This is a genomic window from Kordia antarctica (assembly GCF_009901525.1).
Lineage (GTDB): Bacteria > Bacteroidota > Bacteroidia > Flavobacteriales > Flavobacteriaceae > Kordia > Kordia antarctica.
The window spans coordinates 250,105-271,199 of record NZ_CP019288.1; the positions used below are offsets into that span (position 1 = coordinate 250,105).

Below are 21,095 nucleotides of genomic sequence, written 5' to 3' on the forward strand. Positions count from 1 at the left end.
GCCATGAAAACATTGACTGCCATACTTATTGATGACGAAATTTCTAATCTAAAAGGATTAGCGCAAAAACTAGGAAAACTGTTCTCAGGTATTGAAATCACAGCTACATTTCAAAAACCAGAAGATGCTGTAAAAGCATTAAAAAACCAGCAACCCGATTTGGTTTTCTTAGACATTGAAATGCCTAGAATCAACGGTTTTGAATTGCTAGCGAAGTTAAAAGAAATACAATTTCAGGTCATATTTGTAACTGCGTATAGTGAATATGCAATTGAAGCATTCAAACAAAATGCGATCGATTATGTCCTAAAACCAATTGATGATGAAGATTTAATAATCGCTGTGAACAAAGCAATTACGGTGATTCAGACGAAAAATGATTTAGAAAATAACTCAAAACTCGTTAATCTACTGACGAATATAATCTCCAATAATAACAAAATAATTGTGCCAACAGCAAAAGGCTTGTCGTTCATTCCTGAAGAAGAAGTCATGCATTTAGAAGGATTTAGCGGTTATACCAAAATTCATCTCACAAACACAACTACACTCACGAGTTCATACAATCTTGGGAAATTTGAAAAATTATTAAACCCGAAGTTCTTCAAATGCCACAAATCGCATATCGTAAACTTGGAAAAAGTACGCCATTTCGAAAACGAAGGCTATTTAGTATTGGATACTGACGAACGCATTCCGATTTCCAAAGCCAACAAAAAAGCCTTCTTGGAACTTTTTCAATAAATAGCTTCAATCATTTTGATTATTGGTGGGATTCTTTTAGATTTAGGGGTAATTGAATTATAAGATTTGGTTGTATTAGAAATGACAGTGATTCTTGTTATACATATATACGTTACTACACATTTGAATGAATATCGACAGCAGAGATAAATTAGAAGAATGGCTCACCCAAAACTATTGGTTTGAAGATGGATTTATATCTGAAATTAATGTATCCAAAAATGGACTTGAAATTGTAGCTGGATATCAGATAGTTGGAACATATGTCGCAGGTGAAAAGCGGAAATTAAAGGAGTTTTGTTTAAAACCAATCGGGCTTACGAATTGGACTTATAAAAAAGAGCAATTTACACCAACAGAAGAATCTTATATTAATGGAATTGACTTGATAGAAAAGGGTATTGGTTTAAAATTTGATACAGGAAGTCTATTTGAAATGAGTTGTGAATCCATAGAAATTAGCGAACCTAAAATCACTCAAACCTACACGAAACCTTGGATTAGTAATTATGAAATTCATTTAAGCGTATTTGGAAAAGAAATTCCAAGACCTAATTATTGGATTAAGAAATTTGAGGAATACAATCTTAGAATAGGTTTTAGATACTTTTCGAGTGAATTTATCCAACTCGAAAAGGTTCCATATCCAGATTATAGTGGATATTTTATACAAATTTTAAATAAAATTAACGAAACTCAAAAAGGACTCTTTTTTAAATTTATAGATTTGGAAAATGATGAATTAACAATTGGAATTGAAAATCAGGACGAAAATGAAGAGTTATTCAAAACGGTTCAGTCAATAATTTCAGGTTGGAAAAACACCACAATTAATTCTGGGAATGTAAACTTTACAGGAGAGGAATTTAAAGAGTTTTTAGAAAACGGAAATTATCCCGAACAAATCGAAAAAATAAAAAACGTGTAGTAATATTGTAAACAATCGAAACTTCTCAATAAAAAAATATATACCATTCTCATTAAGAAACTTCGCAAAATCCATCAATTTAAAATTCCCGTTCTTTACATATAAATTACCCCGAAATTATTGCATACATGAAGCCAGTTACCGTAACAATATTAAAAAAAGAATTAAAGCAACATTCTCATGAAGAACTCATTGAAATTTGTTTAAAACTGGCAAAATTTAAAAAAGAGAACAAAGAATTACTTACCTATGCGCTGTTTGATTCTCATGATGAAGATGCATACATTCGTGAAATTAAAGAAGAAATCGATGTAGAATTTTCAAAACTAAATTATGACAGTTTGTATTACATCAAAAAAGGTGTGCGCAAAATTTTACGTTTTATCAAAAAGTACATCAGATATTCCAAAAAGAAAGAAACCGAAGCAGATATTCTCCTATACTTTTGCAGTAAGTTGCAAGAATTAAAGCCAGCACACATGCGAAGTCTACAAATGATAAACATATATGATCGACAATTAGCTATGGCGAAAAAAGCAATTAGTACGCTTCATGAAGACTTACAATACGACCTTAATTTGGAGTTGGAAAAATTGGAAGATTAGACTCGCTTCATTTCGACAAGCTCAATGTGAATGCTTTTGGACTCGTTCCCGCGTAGGCGGGAATCTCTTGGATCGCTGCGCTTTTAGAAACGGCTTTGCCTTTTAGTATCGCTTTGTTCTTGGTATTTTAGTAGTTGAGTCCTTAAGTAATTTTCAAATCATCACATTTTCCTCACGCTAGCGCGAGTTTCACAACTCGTGCCGATAAACAAGCTAAAAAAACATTCGTGCATTCATGACAACATCTCGATACAATTTTTCTTCATTTCATTACGAAAAACCACTCGATGTGACGCTAGTATTATAACAATTAATAAATACTTCACAAGTATTGAAAGTCTTGACTCTTTAAGCAGAGCGATCTTACTTCTTCACATTTCCTCCCAAATACTCACAATCTCTTAAGGATTGCATTCCAGTAAATGGTACAACTGTTTTTTCATACATATACGTGCTGTCTAATTCTTTTGACAAATTATGATCGTCTACATTTACTTCCACATCTTTCATATTAAATTGACATGGATGCTCGTGACCTGCGGCATGTGTAATCTCAACAAATTCTTTTCTAAAAGTCTTAAAATATTGCGCCAAACGGACTGATTTCAACGTCGGATCAATTCCAGCTTGCAACCATTTACTTTGCGTTGCAACTCCTGAAGGACATTTATTTGTATGACAAACTTTTGCCTGAATACAACCAATACTCATCATCGCTTCACGCGCCACATTAATACAATCAACGCCCATAGCGAAAGCCATTGCTGCTTTGGCAGGAAACCCTAATTTTCCACTTCCTACAAATACAATTCGCTCAGAAAGACCTTTGCGTTGGAATAATTTATACAAATCTGCAAATCCGTAGACCCAAGGTAATGACACATGATCTGCAAAACTTGGTGGCGCAGCTCCAGTTCCACCTTCGCCGCCATCAACAGTAATAAAATCTGGTCCTTTTCCAGTTGCTTTCATAATATCAGCCAACTCTTCCCATTGATCCAATTTTCCAATGGCAGCTTTTACGCCAACAGGCAAACCTGTCGCTTCGGCAATTGCTTCCACAAAATCCATTAGTTCAGGGACATTTGAAAATGCTTTATGATTTGGTGGCGATAATACATCTTTTCCAACTTCAACACCTCTAATTTTTGCAATTTCTGGTGTAATCTTTGCGCCAGGTAACACACCACCTTTTCCAGGTTTTGCACCTTGTGATAACTTTACTTCAATGGCTCTGATAAAAGGATTTTCTTCTACCAACTTGACCATTTTTTCCATAGAAAAGCCACCATCTTCCGAACGAACTCCAAAATATCCTGTTCCAAAATGAAACACAACATCGCCACCATGACTATGATGTGGAGACAATCCGCCTTCGCCAGTGTTGTGATATGCGTTCGCCATTTTAATACCTTTATTCATGGATTCTACTGCTTTCGCTGATAAAGAACCAAAACTCATTGCAGACACATTTATAATTGAAGCTGGACGATATGGACGTTTTCTTTTGTTGAATTCTCCCATTATTTTTGCACACGGTAAAAATGTCATATCCGTTGCATGTGGATGATTTTCAGGTACTTTATACGGCATCATGGCATTATTTATAAACACATATTGATGCGCATAAATATCTCTGTCGGTTCCAAAACCTTCGTAATTGTTTTCTTTTTTCGCGGAAGCGTAAATCCAGCCACGTTCAATACGGTTAAAAGGCAATTCTTCGCGATTGTTTGCTACAAAATATTGTCTAATTTCGGGTCCAATACTTTCAAGCATGTATCGAAAATGACCAACTATTGGGTAATTGTGACTTATAGTGTGACTTTTTTGTAAAACGTCTCTAATTGCGACGAGTAAAAGTCCAATTAAAATCCACATCCACCACGTAATACTTCCTAAAAAGGATAAAACTGTGTCCATATAATTTAGTTATTTAGGTAATCTATACTTAATTGAATAAAAGCTTTTACGCCTAGTTTCATTCCGCTTTCATCAATATAAAAATCGGGCGTATGATGTGAAGTTGCTTCTTTTCCAACAGGTTTTCCTCCTAAGAAGAAATACAAACCTGGCACTTCTTTCTGGAAGAATGAAAAATCTTCCGCGCCTGTAATTGCTTTAATTTCTATCACATTTTTTGTTCCTGCTGCTTTTTGTAAAGATGGCAACATTTGCGCTGTTAAACTCGGATCATTATACGTAATAGGATATCCTTTTTCGATGTCAATTGTTGCTTCTGCTCTGTATGCTTTCGCGATTGCTGGCACCATTTCTTTCATTCGTTTGTTGATAAAAGCTTGCATGTCATAATCTAACGTACGAATAGTTCCGATCATAATAGCTTCTTCAGGAATGATATTACTACGAACGCCACTTGTAATTTTACCAATCGTAATGACTGCACCTTCTTTCGTAAGTTCAGATTCTCTACTGATAATGGTTTGCAATCCGTCAATAATTTTTACACTTGCCATAATTGGATCTACACTAGACCAAGGTCGTGAACCGTGACTTTGTTTTCCCTTCACTTTAATTTCAAAACTCTGTGAAGCTGCCATAATTCCGCCAGGTTTATAACTGATGGTTCCAACATCATATCCAGCGCTAATGTGTAATCCGAAAATAGCGTCTACATCAGGGTTTTTTAAAACACCTTCTTTTACCATCATTTCTGCGCCACCTTCTTCGCCTTTTGGCGCGCCTTCTTCCGCAGGTTGAAAAATGAATTTAATCGTTCCTCTAATTTTATCTTTATGTTTAGAAAAAATTTCGGCAACGCCCATTAATATCGAAATATGTGTATCGTGTCCGCAGGCATGCATTACGCCAGTATCGACACCATCAAACGTAGTTGTAACGGTTGATTTAAAAGGAACATCGGTGCGTTCTGTTACGGGAAGTGCATCAATATCAGCACGTAATGCTAATACTTTTCCGGGAAGATCGCCTTTTAAAATGGCAACAACACCAGTATGTGCAACATTGGTTTGTACTTCTAAGCCTAAAGCTCTCAGGTGTTTTGCTATTTTTTCAGCGGTTTTAAATTCTCTATTAGATAATTCTGGATTTTGGTGAAAATCACGTCGCCATTCAATTAATTTTGCTTCAATAGCATCAATATCTTTTTCAAATACGTCTTGTGCTTGCGCGAAAGAAAAGGATAGAAAAAAGATTGCGAAAAGTAGTTTTTTCATAGTATTGTAAGATTGGATAGTTATAAACATAGTTTGTGCGTACAATTTCAAAGATATTCAATTTTTTTGTTTGTCAAACTTCATTTAGAAAAGATAATAAGTATTCTTATTATAACCAAGACTATATTTAATTAACAAATAACATTTTTTTGTGGAAAAGGCAGTTAACAACATTAATTATTACTTAATAAAATTTCACACATTAATTCTTACATTGTTTTATGTAAAATAATCAAAATATGTTACCATTTTTATTAGGACTAGGAGCAATTGCTGTTATAGCTAAAGTGATTTATAATAATTCAGAAGAAGAAGTTGAAGATAAAAAAGTCTTTATAAGTTTTTCAATGAAGGACGTAAAATATAGAGATTATCTTGTGGAACAATCTGAAAATGATAGATCACCGTTCTCTTTTGTTGATATGTCAGTTAGAGAAGCTTGGGATGATGATAAATGGAAAGCAGAGTGCAAGAAAAGGATAGAAACCTGTGATGGATTGTTGGTTTTGATAAGTGATAATTTGGAACAATCTAAAGGTGCAATATGGGAAATAAAGTGCGCGAAAGAAGAAGCAATACCAGTTTACGGAATGCATATTTTTAAGCATAAAAAATGTAAAATTCCTAAAGAATTAAAAGGGCATAAAATTATAAAATGGTCTTGGGATAATTTGAAAGATATAGTAAACTCAATTTAGGACTAGGCTTATCTATTAGAAAAAAAGCCTCCAGTTTCGTGAAAGTTCTTTTGTTTTTTTAAATTATAATAGGTTGCATTCTTAGTTGCAAACTGGTTTCGGAAATAATTCTTTATATCTACTTAAAACTTCGTATGCATTCTCACAAATTCCTTGCGTTGGCACATGGTTTGTGGCTTCAAGATAGCGTGCACAAATAACTTCCTGATATACTTCTTGAAAAGTATATTGTCCAACAAAAAACTTGTAATAAATATATAAGGCTGTAATAGTTACCGAACGACTTCCGCCATCATGACAATGAATGAATAGATTTCCTTGCTGATAAAAATTAGTCATCGGATCTCCAGGGTTTTTAGTAGTTTCTTGTGTTTGCTCCGTAAGTGAAGGAAAATTTAACAACTGATCTGCCATATAAATAGCAGATACCAATGTCATCATTTCATTTTCATTTCCATCAACAAGTGCAACTTTACTAAGCAATGATGGAAAATACCAAATACCAAGTTCCTCATCAAAAATTTTTATGATTTCTGGGTCAGTAGGATCATATGCATTTTGTAAATCAGCAGGATCATTCACATCATAAGCAACATTTAAAACACCAGCAATAGTATTAGGAGATATTAGATTCTGTTCCAAACCATAACCAATACCAACATAAATATATTGTACTTCAAGTCCTTTAGGTACTGATGCATTTGGTATTTGAAAAATAGGCGTCATTATGTTTGACTCTTGAAGATTCGTAGGTCGTATCCAAGGTTGCTTAACAGAACAAAAACCTGGTAAATCAGGAGAATCTTGTTGTTTAATGTTATATAATTCTTCACAAAATGTTTGTGACATAATAGTGTAGTTTTAGTTGGTTGTTTTTTCAGTTTAAACTTTCGACATTTTACGAATTGGTTCTGGAAATAACGCTTCAAACGTATTCAATACTTCATATGCATTTTCGCAAATTCCTTGTGTTGGATGATTATTAGTAGAATAATTCCAGCGCAAGCAAATAATACTTTTATATACTTGTTGGAAAGTAGTGTCCGTATTTACATAAAATTTGTAATATAAATACAATGCGGTAATTGTTACCGAACGACTTCCGCCATCATGACAATGAATCATTAAATTTCCTTGCGCATAAAAGTTTACCATTCCATCATCTTTTTGTTTTGTTGGCGATGGAAAATTCAACAATTGATCTGCTTCAAAAACCGCCGAAACCAATGTCATCATATCATTTTCGTTTCCATCAACCAAACCAACCTTTGCCAATTGATTCAAATAATACTTCTCGTTTGAAGCCAACGGAAAAGGCAAAGCGGCTCTTTTATCTACTGCTGGATCAGAGAATGGGATTTGCAAATCTTCTGCATCATTTACATCGTACGCAACGTTTAAAACCGCAGCAATTTCATTGTTGATAATAGCAGTTTCACTCAATAAAAAACCGGCACCAACAAAAATATATTGTTCCGTCATTCCTTTTGGAAGATGTGAATCTGGAATTTTAAAAATACAAGTCATTGCAATATTCGGAAAATTCCCTGCAGGTTGCATAGGTTTCATTCCGCATAAATCCAATGCACTAATGGTCTGTAGTTCTTCACAGAAAGAAAACTTTACAGGATCTACAATAATATCGTCTGAGTCTCCATGCATTAACAACTGCGGAATTTGTGTCAAGGCATAACTTTTATCTTCATTCAGTGTAAGTTTCCAAACCAAATCAAAACAATCTTCTGGCCATTTCTTGGTTGGAACTTTTTGCGCGCCAAATGCTGTTGAAATATCCTCAATATCAGTATGTTGCCAAGCAATTGCAATAGTTGAATCTGTATACGTATCATCACCAAAAATATGATCAATCATCTCTTGATATTGATACTTTAAATAACTGTCATGTATTTTTTTGCCAAGTCGTTTTGCCAATGGTGTAATAGTTTCACGTGGACGTTCGCTATGACTTTTAAGTCCAACGCCAGCCGCAAAAATATGATCAACAGTACCGAAAGCATCAGGCAAATAATAGGCGAGTGCCGCCGCACGTTCATATCCTTTAATAGATAAGTTTTCATTACTTGCATCAGCAGGTTTTTCAGCATGTCTGAGAATCAAGATTTCTTTTGGATAACCCATGTAATTATTTTTTTCTAAAATTAATGAAATATTTGAGAGTTCTTGCAACGTAGTTTTACGTAATTTTTGAATACATTAAGAATCACCAACTATTTATTTCAAAATCAATATATGTAGTGATTGTATTCATTCCTAAAAACAATACTTTTACAAAGTCCAAAATACTGCCATCATGAAAAAAATAGTATTCATCTTTCTATTAATAGGAATTATCTTTACGGGTTTTTCTCAAAACAATAATGAAGCTGATAACAATGCGTTTACAGATTACTATCCGATTGTAGTAAAACCAACATTTGGATTTTTGACGAATAATAACGCAAAGGAAGATATACTTTTCGACGCAAAACCAACGGTATATTATAGTATTTACAATGATATGCGAAGCGTGATGCAAAACAGTATTGAAAAACCGAGCGACGCTATATACATTACATTTCAACCACATATTCGCATGTATGCAGAAGATTCCAAACCAGTAAAAACGCCTTCGTATCGTTTTATGTTTGGTTGGCAACGTTTGGTAAAAACGAAAAGTAACAACTTTTTTGCTTGGGCAGTTGAAAGCGGTCATTATTCCAACGGACAATCTGGTTGTGCTTTTTTAGCTGGTGAAGATGACGAATCTGTCGCGTGTACTGACTTTCATGCAACAATTACAGATGATACAAATTTATCCGATTTGCTAAATAGAAATAACGGAAACTTCTCTACAAACACAACAAAGTTTTCTTTTAATTTTAGATTCAATAATTTGAATGAATTTGACAAACCATACAAAGTACATTCGTTTACAACTTCTTGGGAACTATATCACAATCGATTTTTATGGCTGTTTGATTTTGGTGGTTTTTCAGACTTTGACATTAATATTTATGGTAGAAATAGATTCAGTTTAGGATATGAATTTGTGCATGCGTGGAAACCTGATTTACGCTATGCTTTTGAACAAAAATTTGAAATCATTCAAGGTGCGCATCCTTTTGTTGAACCGTTACGAAGTGAAACTACACTAACACTTTATCCATTTGATAGTAACATAGGAATCTTTGCGAGTTACATCTATGGACATGACAATTACAACTATCGTTTTGTCGATTCGGGCAATCAAATTTCCGTTGGAATCAGTTGGGATTGGTTTACACCATTTCAAATAAAACGCGCAGAGAAAATTAGAGAACGCTCTTTGTAAATGCTAAATGTTAAAGTCTAAATTTTAAATATAAAAGTGCAGTAGGCAGTTTTCAGTTAACAGTTTTTTTAATTCTTCAATCATTTAATCTTTCAATTCCGTAATCATTTAATCGTTCAATTCTTTAATCTTTCAATAAAGAATAAAAAACAGTTGTAATAGCGAGTTGAGTGTTTTATTTTTGGAGTAATTATGGAGCAAGACATTCAACACTACATTTCTCAACTAAATGATGCACAACGCGCGCCGGCAATTCACAAAGATGGTGCGTTAATGGTCATTGCAGGCGCAGGTTCTGGAAAAACGAGAGTACTTACATATCGCATTGCGTATTTAATGAGTCAAGGCGTAGATGCGTTTAGTATATTGGCGTTAACGTTTACCAACAAAGCCGCGCGTGAAATGAAAAAGCGTATTGCGGATATTGTTGGTGGAAGCGAAGCAAAAAATCTGTGGATGGGAACATTTCACTCCATTTTTGCAAAAATATTACGTTTTGAAGCGGACAAACTCGGTTATCCAAGCAACTTTACCATTTACGATACACAAGATTCTGAACGTCTAATTCGTTCCATCATCAAGGAAATGCAACTTGACAAAGATATTTATAAATATAAACAAGTGCGTTCGCGAATTTCTTCTTTCAAGAACAATTTAATTACAGTTAGAGCATATTTTAACAATGCAGATTTAGTCGAAGCTGACGCGATGGCAAAACGTCCGAGAATGGGCGAGATTTACAAAGAATATGTAGATCGATGTTTTAAAGCTGGCGCGATGGATTTTGATGATTTACTACTCAGAACCAACGAATTACTAAACCGTTTTCCAGATGTGTTGGCGAAATATCAAAACCGTTTTCGCTACATTTTGGTAGATGAGTATCAAGATACAAACCATTCGCAATACTTGATTGTTAAGGCTTTGGCAGATCGTTTTCAAAATATTTGTGTCGTTGGAGATGATTCTCAAAGTATCTATGCCTTTCGTGGTGCAAACATCAACAACATTCTAAACTTCCAGAAAGATTATGACAATGTTGAAATGTATCGTTTGGAACAAAATTACCGTTCGACCAAAAACATTGTAGAAGCGGCAAATTCAGTAATTGAGCAGAATAAAACTAGAATTGATAAAGTCGTTTGGACTGCAAATGATGATGGCGGAAAAATAAAAGTCAACCGAAGTGCAACCGATGGAGAAGAAGGACGTTTTGTAGCAGGTTCTATCTTTGAAACCAAAATGCGCGAACAATTACACAATGGCGATTTTGCTATTTTATATCGCACCAATGCACAATCGAGAGCAATGGAAGATGCGTTGCGAAAGCGTGACATTCCGTATCGAATTTATGGCGGTTTATCATTCTATCAACGGAAAGAAATCAAAGATGTGTTGGCATATTTGCGTTTAATTGTGAATCCGAAAGATGAAGAAAGTTTAAAACGTGTGATTAATTATCCTGCGCGTGGAATTGGGCAAACTACGATTGATAAATTAGTCGTTGCAGCCAAACATTACGGACGTTCTATGTTCGAAGTAATGGAAAACATTTCTAAGATCGATCTAAAAATAAATAGCGGAACCAAAAATAAATTAGAAAACTTTACCACGATGGTTAAAAGTTTTCAGATTATGAGTGAAGGTGCAAATGCATTCGAATTAACGGAGCATGTTACTAAAAAAACAGGATTAGTTCAAGAACTTAAAAAAGATGGAACGCCTGAAGGAATTGCACGTATTGAGAATATAGAAGAATTACTAAATGGGATCAAAGATTTCGTAGAAGGACAAATAGAAGTCGTTGATGCGACAGGAGCTTTGGCAGAATTTCTAGAAGATGTTGCACTTGCTACGGACATGGATAATGACAAAGGAGACGACGACAGAGTTGCTTTAATGACGATTCACTTGGCAAAAGGACTAGAATTTCCGCATGTATATATTGTCGGAATGGAAGAAGATTTATTTCCTTCCGGAATGAGTATGAATACACGAAGCGAACTGGAAGAAGAACGTCGTTTATTCTATGTGGCGTTGACGCGCGCAGAAAAACAAGCGTATCTAACGTATACGTTAAGTCGTTATCGATGGGGAAAATTGGTCGATGCCGAACCAAGTAGATTCATTCAAGAAATTGATGATAAATATTTAGATTACATCACGCCAATTGATAGTTATCGTTACAAGCCATTAATTGACAATGATATTTTTGGCGAAGTAGACAAAAGCAAATTGCGTTTACAAAAACCCAAAACAGGTCGTCCGCCAGTTGTTGGTAGTCCATCACCAGAACAAGTTCGGAAACTACGTAAACTAAAACCATCTTCTTCGGATGCTGCTCCAGCAAGTCCAAGTTTATTTGATGGCGATTTAACTCCAGGAACCATCGTAGAACACACGCGATTTGGGCGTGGAGAAATTCTAAAAATTGATGGCGTTGGCGCAGACAGAAAAGCAGAAATTAATTTTCAAGTTGGCGGAATCAAGAAGTTATTATTGCGTTTTGCGAAGTTGAAAGTTGTTTCTTGAGTTTATTAGTTTATGAGTGAGAAAATTAATTTAAAATTTAGCATTTAACATTTAAAATAAGGAAAGTGAATTGTTTCCACAATGTATTATTCTTTTAAAAGTGTATCCAACAATTCAATCATATTTTCAAATTCTTCTTCTGAAAACCCGGTAGAAGCATAAACGATTTTACCATTTTTAATAATATAATTTCGTGGAATATATTTCGTTGCAAAATTGTTGTAAATCGCTTTGGAAGCATCTGGATGCATTGGAAATGTAGCTTTAAAATCTTTTTGAAATTTTCGCACTTTCGCTAGATTATCTCCGCGACCAAATCCAAACATGGCAAAATTCTTATTGTCTTTATGTTTTAACCAAACATGTTTTTCTAAATATGGCATTTCTAATTTGCAAGGTCCACACCAATTCGCGAAAAAGTTAATAAATACGACTTTATCTTTATAATCGGATAATTTAATTTCTTTGCCATTTTCTACTGTAAATACTAGGTCAGAAACGTCTTGTCCTTTTTTGGCAACGTCGCCATCTTGAGAATATCCTACTAAAATGAAAAGACTAAAAAATAGAGTTGTAATGAATTTTAAACGCATGTTAAGTTTGTTTTAATGTTTGATGTAAGATATGATTTTTTTTGATTTGAATATTATTGTTTTTCTTAATAGCACAAACCGTCAGTTCGAGTGAATTTGTGGAACAAATTTGTATCGAGAACAGCTCAGAAATCCAAAGTTGTTCTCGATACAAAATCTTTTCAAGATTTTACTCGAACGGACGTTTAGTTATACTTCAGAAGCGTCATTGCGAGCGATAGCAAAGCAATCTTTTTATTGAGCAACAGATTACTTCGTTCATCGCAATGACGTTTCTAAAAACCTAAAAGCAGTACACTGAGCGGAGTCGAAGTGAATACCTAAAACCTCAATTTCGCTACAATCAACTTCTCATTAGATTCCGCCAAACGAATAATTTTCACTTCTTTGGTTTCTTTCTTCGTTCCGTAATATTTGTATAAAGTCACTTTCATAAAAGTTGGATTCTCTATTTTTTGATAACGATCACCAAAGTATTTAATCTTCACAAAATAATCGCCTTTTATAGCGTTTTTCAACGTGAATTCTTCTGGACCAAAACCTTGCGTCATGTCTTGCGAAATTTTCCCACCAATCTTTGTTCTAGTGTGTTTATACGAGCATTCTTCCAAATTCGGATCAATCACGTGTAAATCAATATCTGTATCATTATGATTCCAATCGACTACGATTCTGACATCAAAAGTTTCTTTCGGAACGCTTGTTTTATCGAGCGCACTCGTATCGATATCACCTTTATAATTTTCAGTCAAATGATGAATTTCGTTCAATGCAATTTGTTTCACACTTGCAAAATTACGTCTGTGTGCATTCTTGTAAATTTCCCCAGAAATAATACCTTCAAACAAATCAAAAGCTTCCTGACATTTGCCTACATTTTCATACGCCAATGCCAAATCACGATATGATTGTGAATCTTCCGAACGCAATTCCAACACACGTTTAAATATAAAAACGGCTAACCAATTTTGATTATTTTCTTGTAATTGATAGCCGTATACTTTCAATAATTCATAATTATCAAAGTCGGTTTCGGCAATATTTGAGGCAATTCGCTCCGAAAAATCATGCGCTTTAAATTCATCTCTAAAAAGATTAGAAACATCTACATAATACGCAGGAATACCAACATATTTTGTACGCTGAATTAGGTAAAAATCATACGCTTCTTCTTTGGTTTTAAACTGACGCAATTCTTTGACATATACTGTGTTTACTGTTAAATCATCAACTTGAAATCGAATTTTAGGTTTGCGAGGTTTTTTTATAACAGTTTCATTTTGTTGTGATTGTGCTGTTTGCGTAATCGTATTTCCGTTTGCATTTATAGTAAAAATAATCGGTAATGTATATCGAACACTTACCTTTTTTCCCCGTTGTTGTCCAGGTGTCATTTGTGGTAATAAACGCAACACACGCTTTACTTCTTCTGAAATACGTTCATGTGACGATCGAACCAAAATAGTTTCAATAGTTCCAGTTTCAGTAATCGTAAACATTGCAGTTGCACGTTGTCTTCCTTCAGGTAAATTGAGCGTGCTAACTAAAGCCATATTAAAATTAGCTTCCACGTGTTTTTGTATTTTTTGAGAAAAACAGCGTTTACGATCGCTTCTATTACCAATACTTTCACAACCTGGGAAAACTGGCGAATCTTCTATGATAGAAAATGGAACTTCTTCAATTTCTATATCTTTATCAGCTTCCACATTTAAAATTCTGTTTGGTACTAAACTTTGCGTTTGTACTTCATCGGTAGTATCGAACTGAAATGAAGTTTGAGTATTTGTATTTCCTCTAAAAGAATTTGTACTTCTAAATTCTATTACAGATTCTTCAATTTCCATATCATCTTCAACAACATCAATTAACTCATGAATTGGCGGCGGCATTCCGTTAGGATATTTCTTTTTATTCAATTCAATATCAGCTAAAATTTTATTGTATTCTTCTAATAATTCTGCTGGCGGTTCAATTTTATAACGAACATAATCCATCACAGCTTCCAACACAATCAACGAAGTATAATCGGTAACCAAACCATAGTTAGTTCCTAAATTGACAATTTGAGATTTATTTTCTTTAGCATTTTTCTGTAAATACACCAACTTTTTTTGCGCCCACATTCGTGGAACAGTTGTTACATTTTTCTGTCCATCTTTTAGGTTTAACACAACACTTTGTTCCACCGTTGTTCCGTATCCAAAATGTAAAATAACACTATCGCTATTGTTGATATTTTTTCCAGCAATGGAAAACGTATTTCCAACATTGACAGGCATATTAGGATAAACATCTATGTTTTTTGCATTGGATGTAAAACCTAAAAAACGATATTGTTCATATTTTAAATCAGAAAAAGCTTCTAACGCAGTTTTTGAAGTTAAATTTAGATACGTTCCATTTGAAATTTGCGCCATCTTGTTCAAAGCTGCATGATTCGATTTTGTCAAACTATTTACAGCAATTAATGGAATTGTTGAAGTATACGTTTCATCACTTAACGACTGAATTCCATCAGAAAATAATAATACAAGATCAACATTTTTATGTTTAGCATCTTTAATCGTATAATTTGTTCCGCCATCGTAGATAGTATTTTTGAGTTCAGATTTTAAATCGTTCCAATTTCCATTGCGAATGTTATATGTTTTTTCTGTAACTAACACATTACTAAACGATTTGAAATGAACTTTTACATTTTCTATGTATGAAAAATACCTGTCTAAAAGTTCAATTTCTTTAGCAAGATCTCTATCTTTCATGGAAAGAGAAGCGTCCCAAAAAATGGTAATTTCGGTTGCTTTCTTTCTAATTTTTTTCTTAGGATTTAAGATGGTATGTGCATAAAAATAATCATCGAAAATAACTATTTTTTTAGAATCTACTTTCGTTGGAATTTTAATGAGAATGCTCTTATTTGGTGTATAATTTTCCTTTTGAACTTTCGTTCTAAAATTACGTTGCCAGTTTTCAAATTTCAAGCCAGAAACATTTCCCTCTTCAATAACCGGAGAATCTTCTTGTTCAAAAACGGTAATTTCTAGGTTGAATTTGTCTAGTTTATTTTTAAAATTTAAAGGTAAATCAAAATAAAAACCATCTTTTTTATTAATGAGTTCCTGTTCATACGCCAACACAACACGTTTGTAACCTTTGGCAGGAATAGGATAAATGCGTGCTTTGTAATTATTTCCCGTTCCTTTTTCAAGCAACGCAGGATCAACTCTTCGGCGAACGACAGCTTCAAAAGCAATTCTACCTAATTCTTTATCAACCACAACAGCTTCTCGGAGTTTGCCATTTACATCTAGCGCAAAGCGAGAAACATTAAAATTTTCTCCTAAAGGAAAAGACAATTCGCCTTCCAATACTTCGTTTTTGGGATTGTAATACAACATGTCAAACGTTGTGGTGGCAATATTTCCAACAATTTCGACAGTAATATCTAAAGAAGATAATCCAACTTGTGTTTTCCCTGTTTTCAATACAGGCGGTTCTTGTGCGTTGCTGAATGTGGTAAGTAATAGCAAGCAAATTAATAGTAAAAAATTTTTCATAAAATCGGTTTTTGAGACTAATGTGTTTTGAATAGCAATCAATTTTTATACCATTTTTAAGAAAACTTTAAGATTTTAATCTTTCCGTCATTGCGAAAGTTTTGAAAAAACTTGTGGCAATCTGTTTCTCGACTAGCAGATTGCTTCGCTATCGCTCGCAATGACGTTTTTTAAATTGTAAATGTAAAACTCAAAATATTAAATGTAAAAGTGAAGAAACAAATGAACAAAAACACAAATAACGAAAAAACTAACAGCAAATTATAGTTTAAAAGTTGAAGGGTTTATAAGTTTATTCAATCGAGAAATAATTCACATACTAAAATACCAAGAGCGAAGCGATCTAACAGCGCAGCGTTTCTAAAAGCGAAGCGATCTAATGATTTTCAATAACAAAAGCCTTCAATTTCGTCCACGTATCAAACAAATTCTGTCCTGTCCAACCGTGACCTTCTTGCGGATAAAATGTAAATTCATGCGATACGCCAAGTTGCGTTAAACGATCACTTAAATCCATTCCTTGCGAATTTGGAATCAACGGATCTTGTCCGCCATAAAATAAAGTAGTTGGTGGCGCAGCTGCCGTAACTTTGTGATATGGACTAAAATTTTCTAAAAAAGGGATCACTAAATCAATTCCAAACAAATCAATATATGCTTGAATCGTTGTATCGGCATTATTCAAATACGCTTCATCCGCTAAATTTGTAGGTCCAACAATACTTGCCACCATATTTACATCTGCTTGCGTATCGTAGGCATAACTCCACAAAAGTGACAAATGCCCGCCAGCACTAATACCAACAAATCCATAATCTTCTGAAATAATATATGTTTCATTTTTCGTTTTTAAGTCGTTTACAATCGTAGTAATATCGTCTAATTGCATTGGAAAAGGCGAAGTAGTTTGGTTTGCCAATCGATAATTAATATTTACAATTGCATACGTTGGTAACTCTTGTTGTATTTGTTCAACATAATCATTCATATCGGTTTTATCGCCAGTTGTCCAACCGCCGCCATGTACTAAAATCATCACTTTCGTAGAAAGCGTTCTGTTTTGCGGTAAATAAATATCATATACTTGATCCGAATCTGAGCCATACGAAACATTCAACAATGTTGCTGCTGTAATCGTAGAAGAAGTAGGATCTGAAGGTGTAATATTCAAATCAGAATCTTCTGAATTGCATGAATAATTCAATAAAATAAAAAGACTTAAAATCCCTGTGTACACAAATTTTCTCATAACGTAGAATTGATTGTATTATAAAACGCAATATCTTAAAAAAAAGTATGGCAAACTCTTAATATTGACTTAAAGTTATTTTTAACTATAATTACACCAACAGTATTCATAATCAAGTTCTTAAATTCCTAATAATCATTATTTTTTAATACAGAAATATTGATTAATTTGACACTGTGTATTATTACCAAAAATCAATTACTTTTGTGAAACCTATATACATTATGGTATGGCTGAATTTATAAAATTATATAACGAAAATCCAAATCCGAAGGAAATCAAGAAAGTTGTGGACATTCTCCGCAAAGGTGGATTGATTATTTATCCTACCGACACAGTGTATGGTTTGGGTTGCGATATTACAAACACAAAAGCGTTGGAACGCGTTGCGCGTATAAAAGGAGTCAAGCTCGAAAAGGCAAATTTTTCTTTTATCTGTAATGATTTAAGTCATATTAGCGATTTTGTGCGTCAGATTGATACAGCGACGTACAAGATTCTTAAAAAAGCATTGCCAGGTCCGTACACATTTATTTTGCCTGGAAATAACAATCTTCCAAAAGTATTCAAAAAGAAAAAAACAGTCGGAATTCGTGTGCCAGATAACAATATTGCACGTGCCATTGTACAAGCTTTGGGAAATCCTATTGTTTCTACTTCCATTCGTGATGAAGATGATATTATTGAATATACAACCGATCCAGAGTTGATTTTGGAAAAGTGGGACAATTTAGTTGATGCCGTAATTGACGGCGGATACGGAGACAATATTGCGTCTACAATTATAGATTTATCTGGTGACGAACCAGAAATTATTCGAGAAGGAAAAGGAGATATTGATATCATTCTTTAAAATTGATTTATAGATATTTATGAATAAAAAAAGTAGTAAAATAGCAGTTGTGACAATAATTATGGCTGTAATTATAGGAATTGCATCTGTATTTGTATATCCAAAAGCATCTATGTATTTCTACGGAAATAAAACGGTTTCTATTACTGAAGACACGAATTTTTATGTGTCATCTGGTGCAACGTTTGCCGAAGTTTTAGATAGTTTAAAAGTAAAAGGAATTGTTGCTGATGTTGAAAAATTTAAAGCATATGCCGCTTTTCGTAATTTGAAACAAGAAACGCTTGAAGCTGGAAAATATACGTTTCCAAAAGATGTAACGTACAGCAAAGTGCTTGAAGATTTACGTCAAGGAAATGGCGAACAAGAAACGCAAGTTACGTTCAACAACGCGCGAACAAAGAAAGAATTGGCGGAAAAAATTGCGATTACTATTGAGTTGACTGCCGACGACATTCTTAAACTAATTACAGACGAAAACTACACCAGCAAGTTCGGATTTACGCCAACAACCATAAATACAATGTTTATTCCGAATACATATAATGTATATTGGGATATTTCTGCAGATGATTTACTTGCCAAATTAGCCAAAGAATACAAACGTTTTTGGACAGCAGAACGCAAAGCGAAAGCAAAAGAACTTGGTTTATCACAAGCAGAAGTTTCAACATTGGCTTCCATTGTGGTTTGTGAAACCATTAAAATGGACGAAGCACCAACAATTGCAGGCGTTTATGTGAACAGACTTCGCAGAGGAATTCCGCTAGATGCAGATCCGACATTAAAGTGGGTTTTGGGCGATTTTGAAATCAAAAGAATTTTAAATAAAGATAAAGAACTCGATTCTCCATACAATACCTATAAAAATTTAGGATTGCCGCCAGGACCAATTTATATTCCATCGGTGCAATATATTGATGCAGTTTTGAATTATGAAAAGCACGAGTATATCTTTTTCTGTGCAAAAGAAGATTTTTCTGGATATTCCAATTTTGCCAAAACAAATCGTCAGCATGAAAGAAACGCCGCGAAATACCATAAAGCACTAAACGAACGAAATATTTATCGCTAATGGCAAATTATAATCGAAGAGACTTTTCAAAATTAATTTTATTAGGCGGAATCGGTTATACAGTTTGGTCATGTGCAAATGATGCAAAACAGCAAAAAGGAACATCTTCTGAAAAAGAAATTGAAAAAGAAGAAGTTCCAACAATGCCTGAATTGCTTCCAGAAAACATAAAACTCTACCAAAAAGCGGATGCAGAATATCAAGATTTAGCAATTCGATTTAACAAACGAATTCAGCAAGCACCAACGTTTATTGCGCAATGTTTCAGCACACAAGGTGTTGTAGATGCTATAAAATTTGCAAATTCTAAAGATTTAAAAGTTGTCGTCAAAAGTGGCGGACATAGCTTTGAAGGATTTTCAAGTACCAACGACGGTTTGGTTGTTGACGTTTCTTCCATGAAAAAAATGCAATGGAATCCAGATCATAGTTTGACTGTGGAAACAGGTTGTATTTTGAAAGAATTGTACAACGAACTATTACCAAAACAGCGAATTTTGCCTTCAGGTTCGTGTGCAACTGTTGGAATTGCAGGTTTGACATTAGGTGGCGGATACGGCTTTTTTAGTCGTAAATATGGCTTAACGTGCGATAGTTTAGAAGCAATTACTTTGGTAGATGGAAAAGGAAACATTCATCACGAAAGTGGAACTTCTGCTATTTTAAAAGCCTGTAAAGGTGGAGGAAACGGAAATTTTGGTGTTGTTACTAAAATGAAATTTAGAACCTACCAAGCACCAATATTTTTTCAAGCGTATCGATGTAAAGCGTATAAACTCACAACTGACAGAGCAAAAAAATTACTAGAAACTTGGTTTACATATACCAAAAAATTGCCAAATACTGCTTTTGCGGCATTTGTATTGAACGGAAAAACATTGACGGTTTTGATTACAAATTACGCTGACGACAATAAAGGCGTATTAGAAATGTACAATGCGCTCAAAGAAATTTCAGATAAAGCAACTATTGGAAGCAAAAGACCTTTAGCAAGAGCGTTAAAAACATTTTATGGCGTACAAACTCCGTTGTATTTTAAAAATGCTTGCGCAGGATTGTACAAAGATTTCGCTGAAATTGAAGGTTGTTTGGATGATGTTATTTCCAAAGTAATTTCAACAAGAGGATTGATTTATCAAGTGAATACGCTTGGTGGAAATATAAATTCGGCTTCCTCAGAAAAACGTTCGGTATTTCCACACAGAAGCTATCCGTATTTGTCAGAATTACAATCGTATTGGGATAAACCTTCGCAAGAAGCGAGTAGACTAGAAGCGTTTCAAACCGTGCAAGATCGTTTTTACAAACATGGAATTCGCGCGCATTATCGCAATTATCCTGATATTAATTTTAAAGATTTTGAAACTTCATATTACGGAAAGTATCTTCCTGAATTAAAAAAAATAAAGCAACAATTAGATCCTGAGAATCGCATTCAGCATCCGCAGAGTATTTCGGTTTAGTATCGCTTTCGCTCAATTCAAAAATTCAATGATTCAATAATTCAAGGTTTTGACGACACACCGCTAGAACAATTTTGTTTAAACTTGTTCTAGCATGGCTCGAATTCTTAGATATGCTTCGCTCTTAGATTATTAGAATCGCTAATGCTCTTAGAATTTTAGCCTTTCACTAGCGTAACTTTGTAATTTATACCGATAACTCAACTAAAAATAATTAGTGAATTCGTGGCAGAAATAAATTTTCAATTAGATTTAAAACAAAAAAAG

The 21,095-nt window shown here is 34.0% G+C and carries 16 protein-coding genes; 9 read left to right on the forward strand and 7 right to left on the reverse strand.

Features of this window, described 5'->3' with window-relative positions; genetic code table 11:
* The first annotated feature begins 3 nt into the window (after positions 1–3).
* From IMCC3317_RS01140 to IMCC3317_RS01150, 3 genes are all read left to right on the forward strand, one after another.
* Entirely contained in the window at positions 4–744 is a 741-nt protein-coding gene (locus IMCC3317_RS01140; RefSeq protein WP_160127675.1) for a LytR/AlgR family response regulator transcription factor, read from the forward strand.
* Between the two features lie 127 nt (positions 745–871).
* The gene (locus IMCC3317_RS01145; protein ID WP_160127676.1) at positions 872–1,672 is read left to right on the forward strand and encodes a hypothetical protein; all 801 of its coding nucleotides are present in this window, start codon (positions 872–874) and stop codon (positions 1,670–1,672) included.
* 128 nt (positions 1,673–1,800) lie between these two features.
* Complete coding sequence (locus IMCC3317_RS01150) at positions 1,801–2,277, forward strand: hypothetical protein (protein ID WP_160127677.1); 477 nt, start codon at positions 1,801–1,803, stop codon at positions 2,275–2,277.
* A 363-nt stretch (positions 2,278–2,640) separates the two neighbouring features.
* Here the strand turns inward: IMCC3317_RS01150 and IMCC3317_RS01155 are convergent, their stop codons facing one another.
* On the reverse strand, positions 2,641–4,200 hold the full coding sequence (locus IMCC3317_RS01155) for an FMN-binding glutamate synthase family protein (RefSeq protein WP_160127678.1): 1,560 nt from the start codon (positions 4,198–4,200) through the stop codon (positions 2,641–2,643).
* Positions 4,201–4,205: 5 nt separating this feature from the next.
* On the reverse strand, positions 4,206–5,474 hold the full coding sequence (locus IMCC3317_RS01160; RefSeq protein WP_160127679.1) for an amidohydrolase: 1,269 nt from the start codon (positions 5,472–5,474) through the stop codon (positions 4,206–4,208).
* Between the two features lie 239 nt (positions 5,475–5,713).
* Between IMCC3317_RS01160 and IMCC3317_RS01165 the strand changes: the two genes are divergently transcribed.
* Positions 5,714–6,172 (forward strand): TIR domain-containing protein, encoded by a 459-nt coding sequence (locus IMCC3317_RS01165; protein WP_160127680.1) that lies wholly within the window; start codon positions 5,714–5,716, stop codon positions 6,170–6,172.
* Between the two features lie 81 nt (positions 6,173–6,253).
* On the opposite strand, the gene IMCC3317_RS01170 is transcribed toward IMCC3317_RS01165, so the two are convergent.
* A complete protein-coding gene (locus tag IMCC3317_RS01170) occupies positions 6,254–7,021 on the reverse strand; it encodes a protein-tyrosine phosphatase family protein (protein ID WP_160127681.1) in 768 nt (255 codons plus the stop codon).
* Positions 7,022–7,054: 33 nt separating this feature from the next.
* The gene (locus IMCC3317_RS01175; RefSeq protein WP_160127682.1) at positions 7,055–8,311 is read right to left on the reverse strand and encodes a protein-tyrosine phosphatase family protein; all 1,257 of its coding nucleotides are present in this window, start codon (positions 8,309–8,311) and stop codon (positions 7,055–7,057) included.
* A gap of 172 nt (positions 8,312–8,483) precedes the next feature.
* Here IMCC3317_RS01175 and IMCC3317_RS01180 point away from each other — a divergent pair, with 172 nt between their 5' ends.
* Together IMCC3317_RS01180 and IMCC3317_RS01185 are read left to right on the forward strand one after the other, a co-directional pair.
* Positions 8,484–9,503, forward strand: a complete 1,020-nt coding sequence (locus tag IMCC3317_RS01180; RefSeq protein ID WP_160127683.1) for a hypothetical protein — start codon at positions 8,484–8,486, stop codon at positions 9,501–9,503.
* 192 nt (positions 9,504–9,695) lie between these two features.
* Positions 9,696–12,035 (forward strand): ATP-dependent helicase, encoded by a 2,340-nt coding sequence (locus IMCC3317_RS01185; RefSeq protein ID WP_228054903.1) that lies wholly within the window; start codon positions 9,696–9,698, stop codon positions 12,033–12,035.
* A gap of 86 nt (positions 12,036–12,121) precedes the next feature.
* On the opposite strand, the gene IMCC3317_RS01190 is transcribed toward IMCC3317_RS01185, so the two are convergent.
* From IMCC3317_RS01190 to IMCC3317_RS01200, 3 genes are all read right to left on the reverse strand, one after another.
* A complete protein-coding gene (locus tag IMCC3317_RS01190; protein ID WP_160127684.1) occupies positions 12,122–12,628 on the reverse strand; it encodes a TlpA family protein disulfide reductase in 507 nt (168 codons plus the stop codon).
* Positions 12,629–12,948: 320 nt separating this feature from the next.
* Complete coding sequence (locus tag IMCC3317_RS01195) at positions 12,949–16,188, reverse strand: VIT domain-containing protein (RefSeq protein WP_160127685.1); 3,240 nt, start codon at positions 16,186–16,188, stop codon at positions 12,949–12,951.
* A 376-nt stretch (positions 16,189–16,564) separates the two neighbouring features.
* Positions 16,565–17,437 (reverse strand): alpha/beta hydrolase, encoded by an 873-nt coding sequence (locus tag IMCC3317_RS01200; RefSeq protein WP_160127686.1) that lies wholly within the window; start codon positions 17,435–17,437, stop codon positions 16,565–16,567.
* A 229-nt stretch (positions 17,438–17,666) separates the two neighbouring features.
* Here IMCC3317_RS01200 and IMCC3317_RS01205 point away from each other — a divergent pair, with 229 nt between their 5' ends.
* From IMCC3317_RS01205 to IMCC3317_RS01215, 3 genes are read left to right on the forward strand one after another with little or no spacing between them, the layout of a single operon-like run.
* Positions 17,667–18,290 carry an L-threonylcarbamoyladenylate synthase gene (locus IMCC3317_RS01205; protein WP_160127687.1) on the forward strand — a complete coding sequence of 208 codons (624 nt, stop codon included), beginning with the start codon at positions 17,667–17,669 and terminating at the stop codon, positions 18,288–18,290.
* 19 nt (positions 18,291–18,309) lie between these two features.
* The gene (gene mltG / locus IMCC3317_RS01210; RefSeq protein WP_160127688.1) at positions 18,310–19,365 is read left to right on the forward strand and encodes an endolytic transglycosylase MltG; all 1,056 of its coding nucleotides are present in this window, start codon (positions 18,310–18,312) and stop codon (positions 19,363–19,365) included.
* A complete protein-coding gene (locus tag IMCC3317_RS01215) occupies positions 19,365–20,828 on the forward strand; it encodes an FAD-dependent oxidoreductase (RefSeq protein ID WP_160127689.1) in 1,464 nt (487 codons plus the stop codon). Before mltG ends, IMCC3317_RS01215 begins: the two co-directional genes overlap by 1 nt.
* Positions 20,829–21,095 lie beyond the last annotated feature (267 nt).

Coding starts and splice junctions, on each gene's coding strand:
- IMCC3317_RS01140 (WP_160127675.1), top strand. CDS start 4: ATGAAAACATTGACTGCCATACTTATTGATGACGAAATTTCTAATCTA.
- IMCC3317_RS01145 (WP_160127676.1), top strand. CDS start 872: ATGAATATCGACAGCAGAGATAAATTAGAAGAATGGCTCACCCAAAAC.
- IMCC3317_RS01150 (WP_160127677.1), top strand. CDS start 1,801: ATGAAGCCAGTTACCGTAACAATATTAAAAAAAGAATTAAAGCAACAT.
- IMCC3317_RS01155 (WP_160127678.1), bottom strand. CDS start 4,200: ATGGACACAGTTTTATCCTTTTTAGGAAGTATTACGTGGTGGATGTGG.
- IMCC3317_RS01160 (WP_160127679.1), bottom strand. CDS start 5,474: ATGAAAAAACTACTTTTCGCAATCTTTTTTCTATCCTTTTCTTTCGCG.
- IMCC3317_RS01165 (WP_160127680.1), top strand. CDS start 5,714: ATGTTACCATTTTTATTAGGACTAGGAGCAATTGCTGTTATAGCTAAA.
- IMCC3317_RS01170 (WP_160127681.1), bottom strand. CDS start 7,021: ATGTCACAAACATTTTGTGAAGAATTATATAACATTAAACAACAAGAT.
- IMCC3317_RS01175 (WP_160127682.1), bottom strand. CDS start 8,311: ATGGGTTATCCAAAAGAAATCTTGATTCTCAGACATGCTGAAAAACCT.
- IMCC3317_RS01180 (WP_160127683.1), top strand. CDS start 8,484: ATGAAAAAAATAGTATTCATCTTTCTATTAATAGGAATTATCTTTACG.
- IMCC3317_RS01185 (WP_228054903.1), top strand. CDS start 9,696: ATGGAGCAAGACATTCAACACTACATTTCTCAACTAAATGATGCACAA.
- IMCC3317_RS01190 (WP_160127684.1), bottom strand. CDS start 12,628: ATGCGTTTAAAATTCATTACAACTCTATTTTTTAGTCTTTTCATTTTA.
- IMCC3317_RS01195 (WP_160127685.1), bottom strand. CDS start 16,188: ATGAAAAATTTTTTACTATTAATTTGCTTGCTATTACTTACCACATTC.
- IMCC3317_RS01200 (WP_160127686.1), bottom strand. CDS start 17,437: ATGAGAAAATTTGTGTACACAGGGATTTTAAGTCTTTTTATTTTATTG.
- IMCC3317_RS01205 (WP_160127687.1), top strand. CDS start 17,667: ATGGCTGAATTTATAAAATTATATAACGAAAATCCAAATCCGAAGGAA.
- mltG (WP_160127688.1), top strand. CDS start 18,310: ATGAATAAAAAAAGTAGTAAAATAGCAGTTGTGACAATAATTATGGCT.
- IMCC3317_RS01215 (WP_160127689.1), top strand. CDS start 19,365: ATGGCAAATTATAATCGAAGAGACTTTTCAAAATTAATTTTATTAGGC.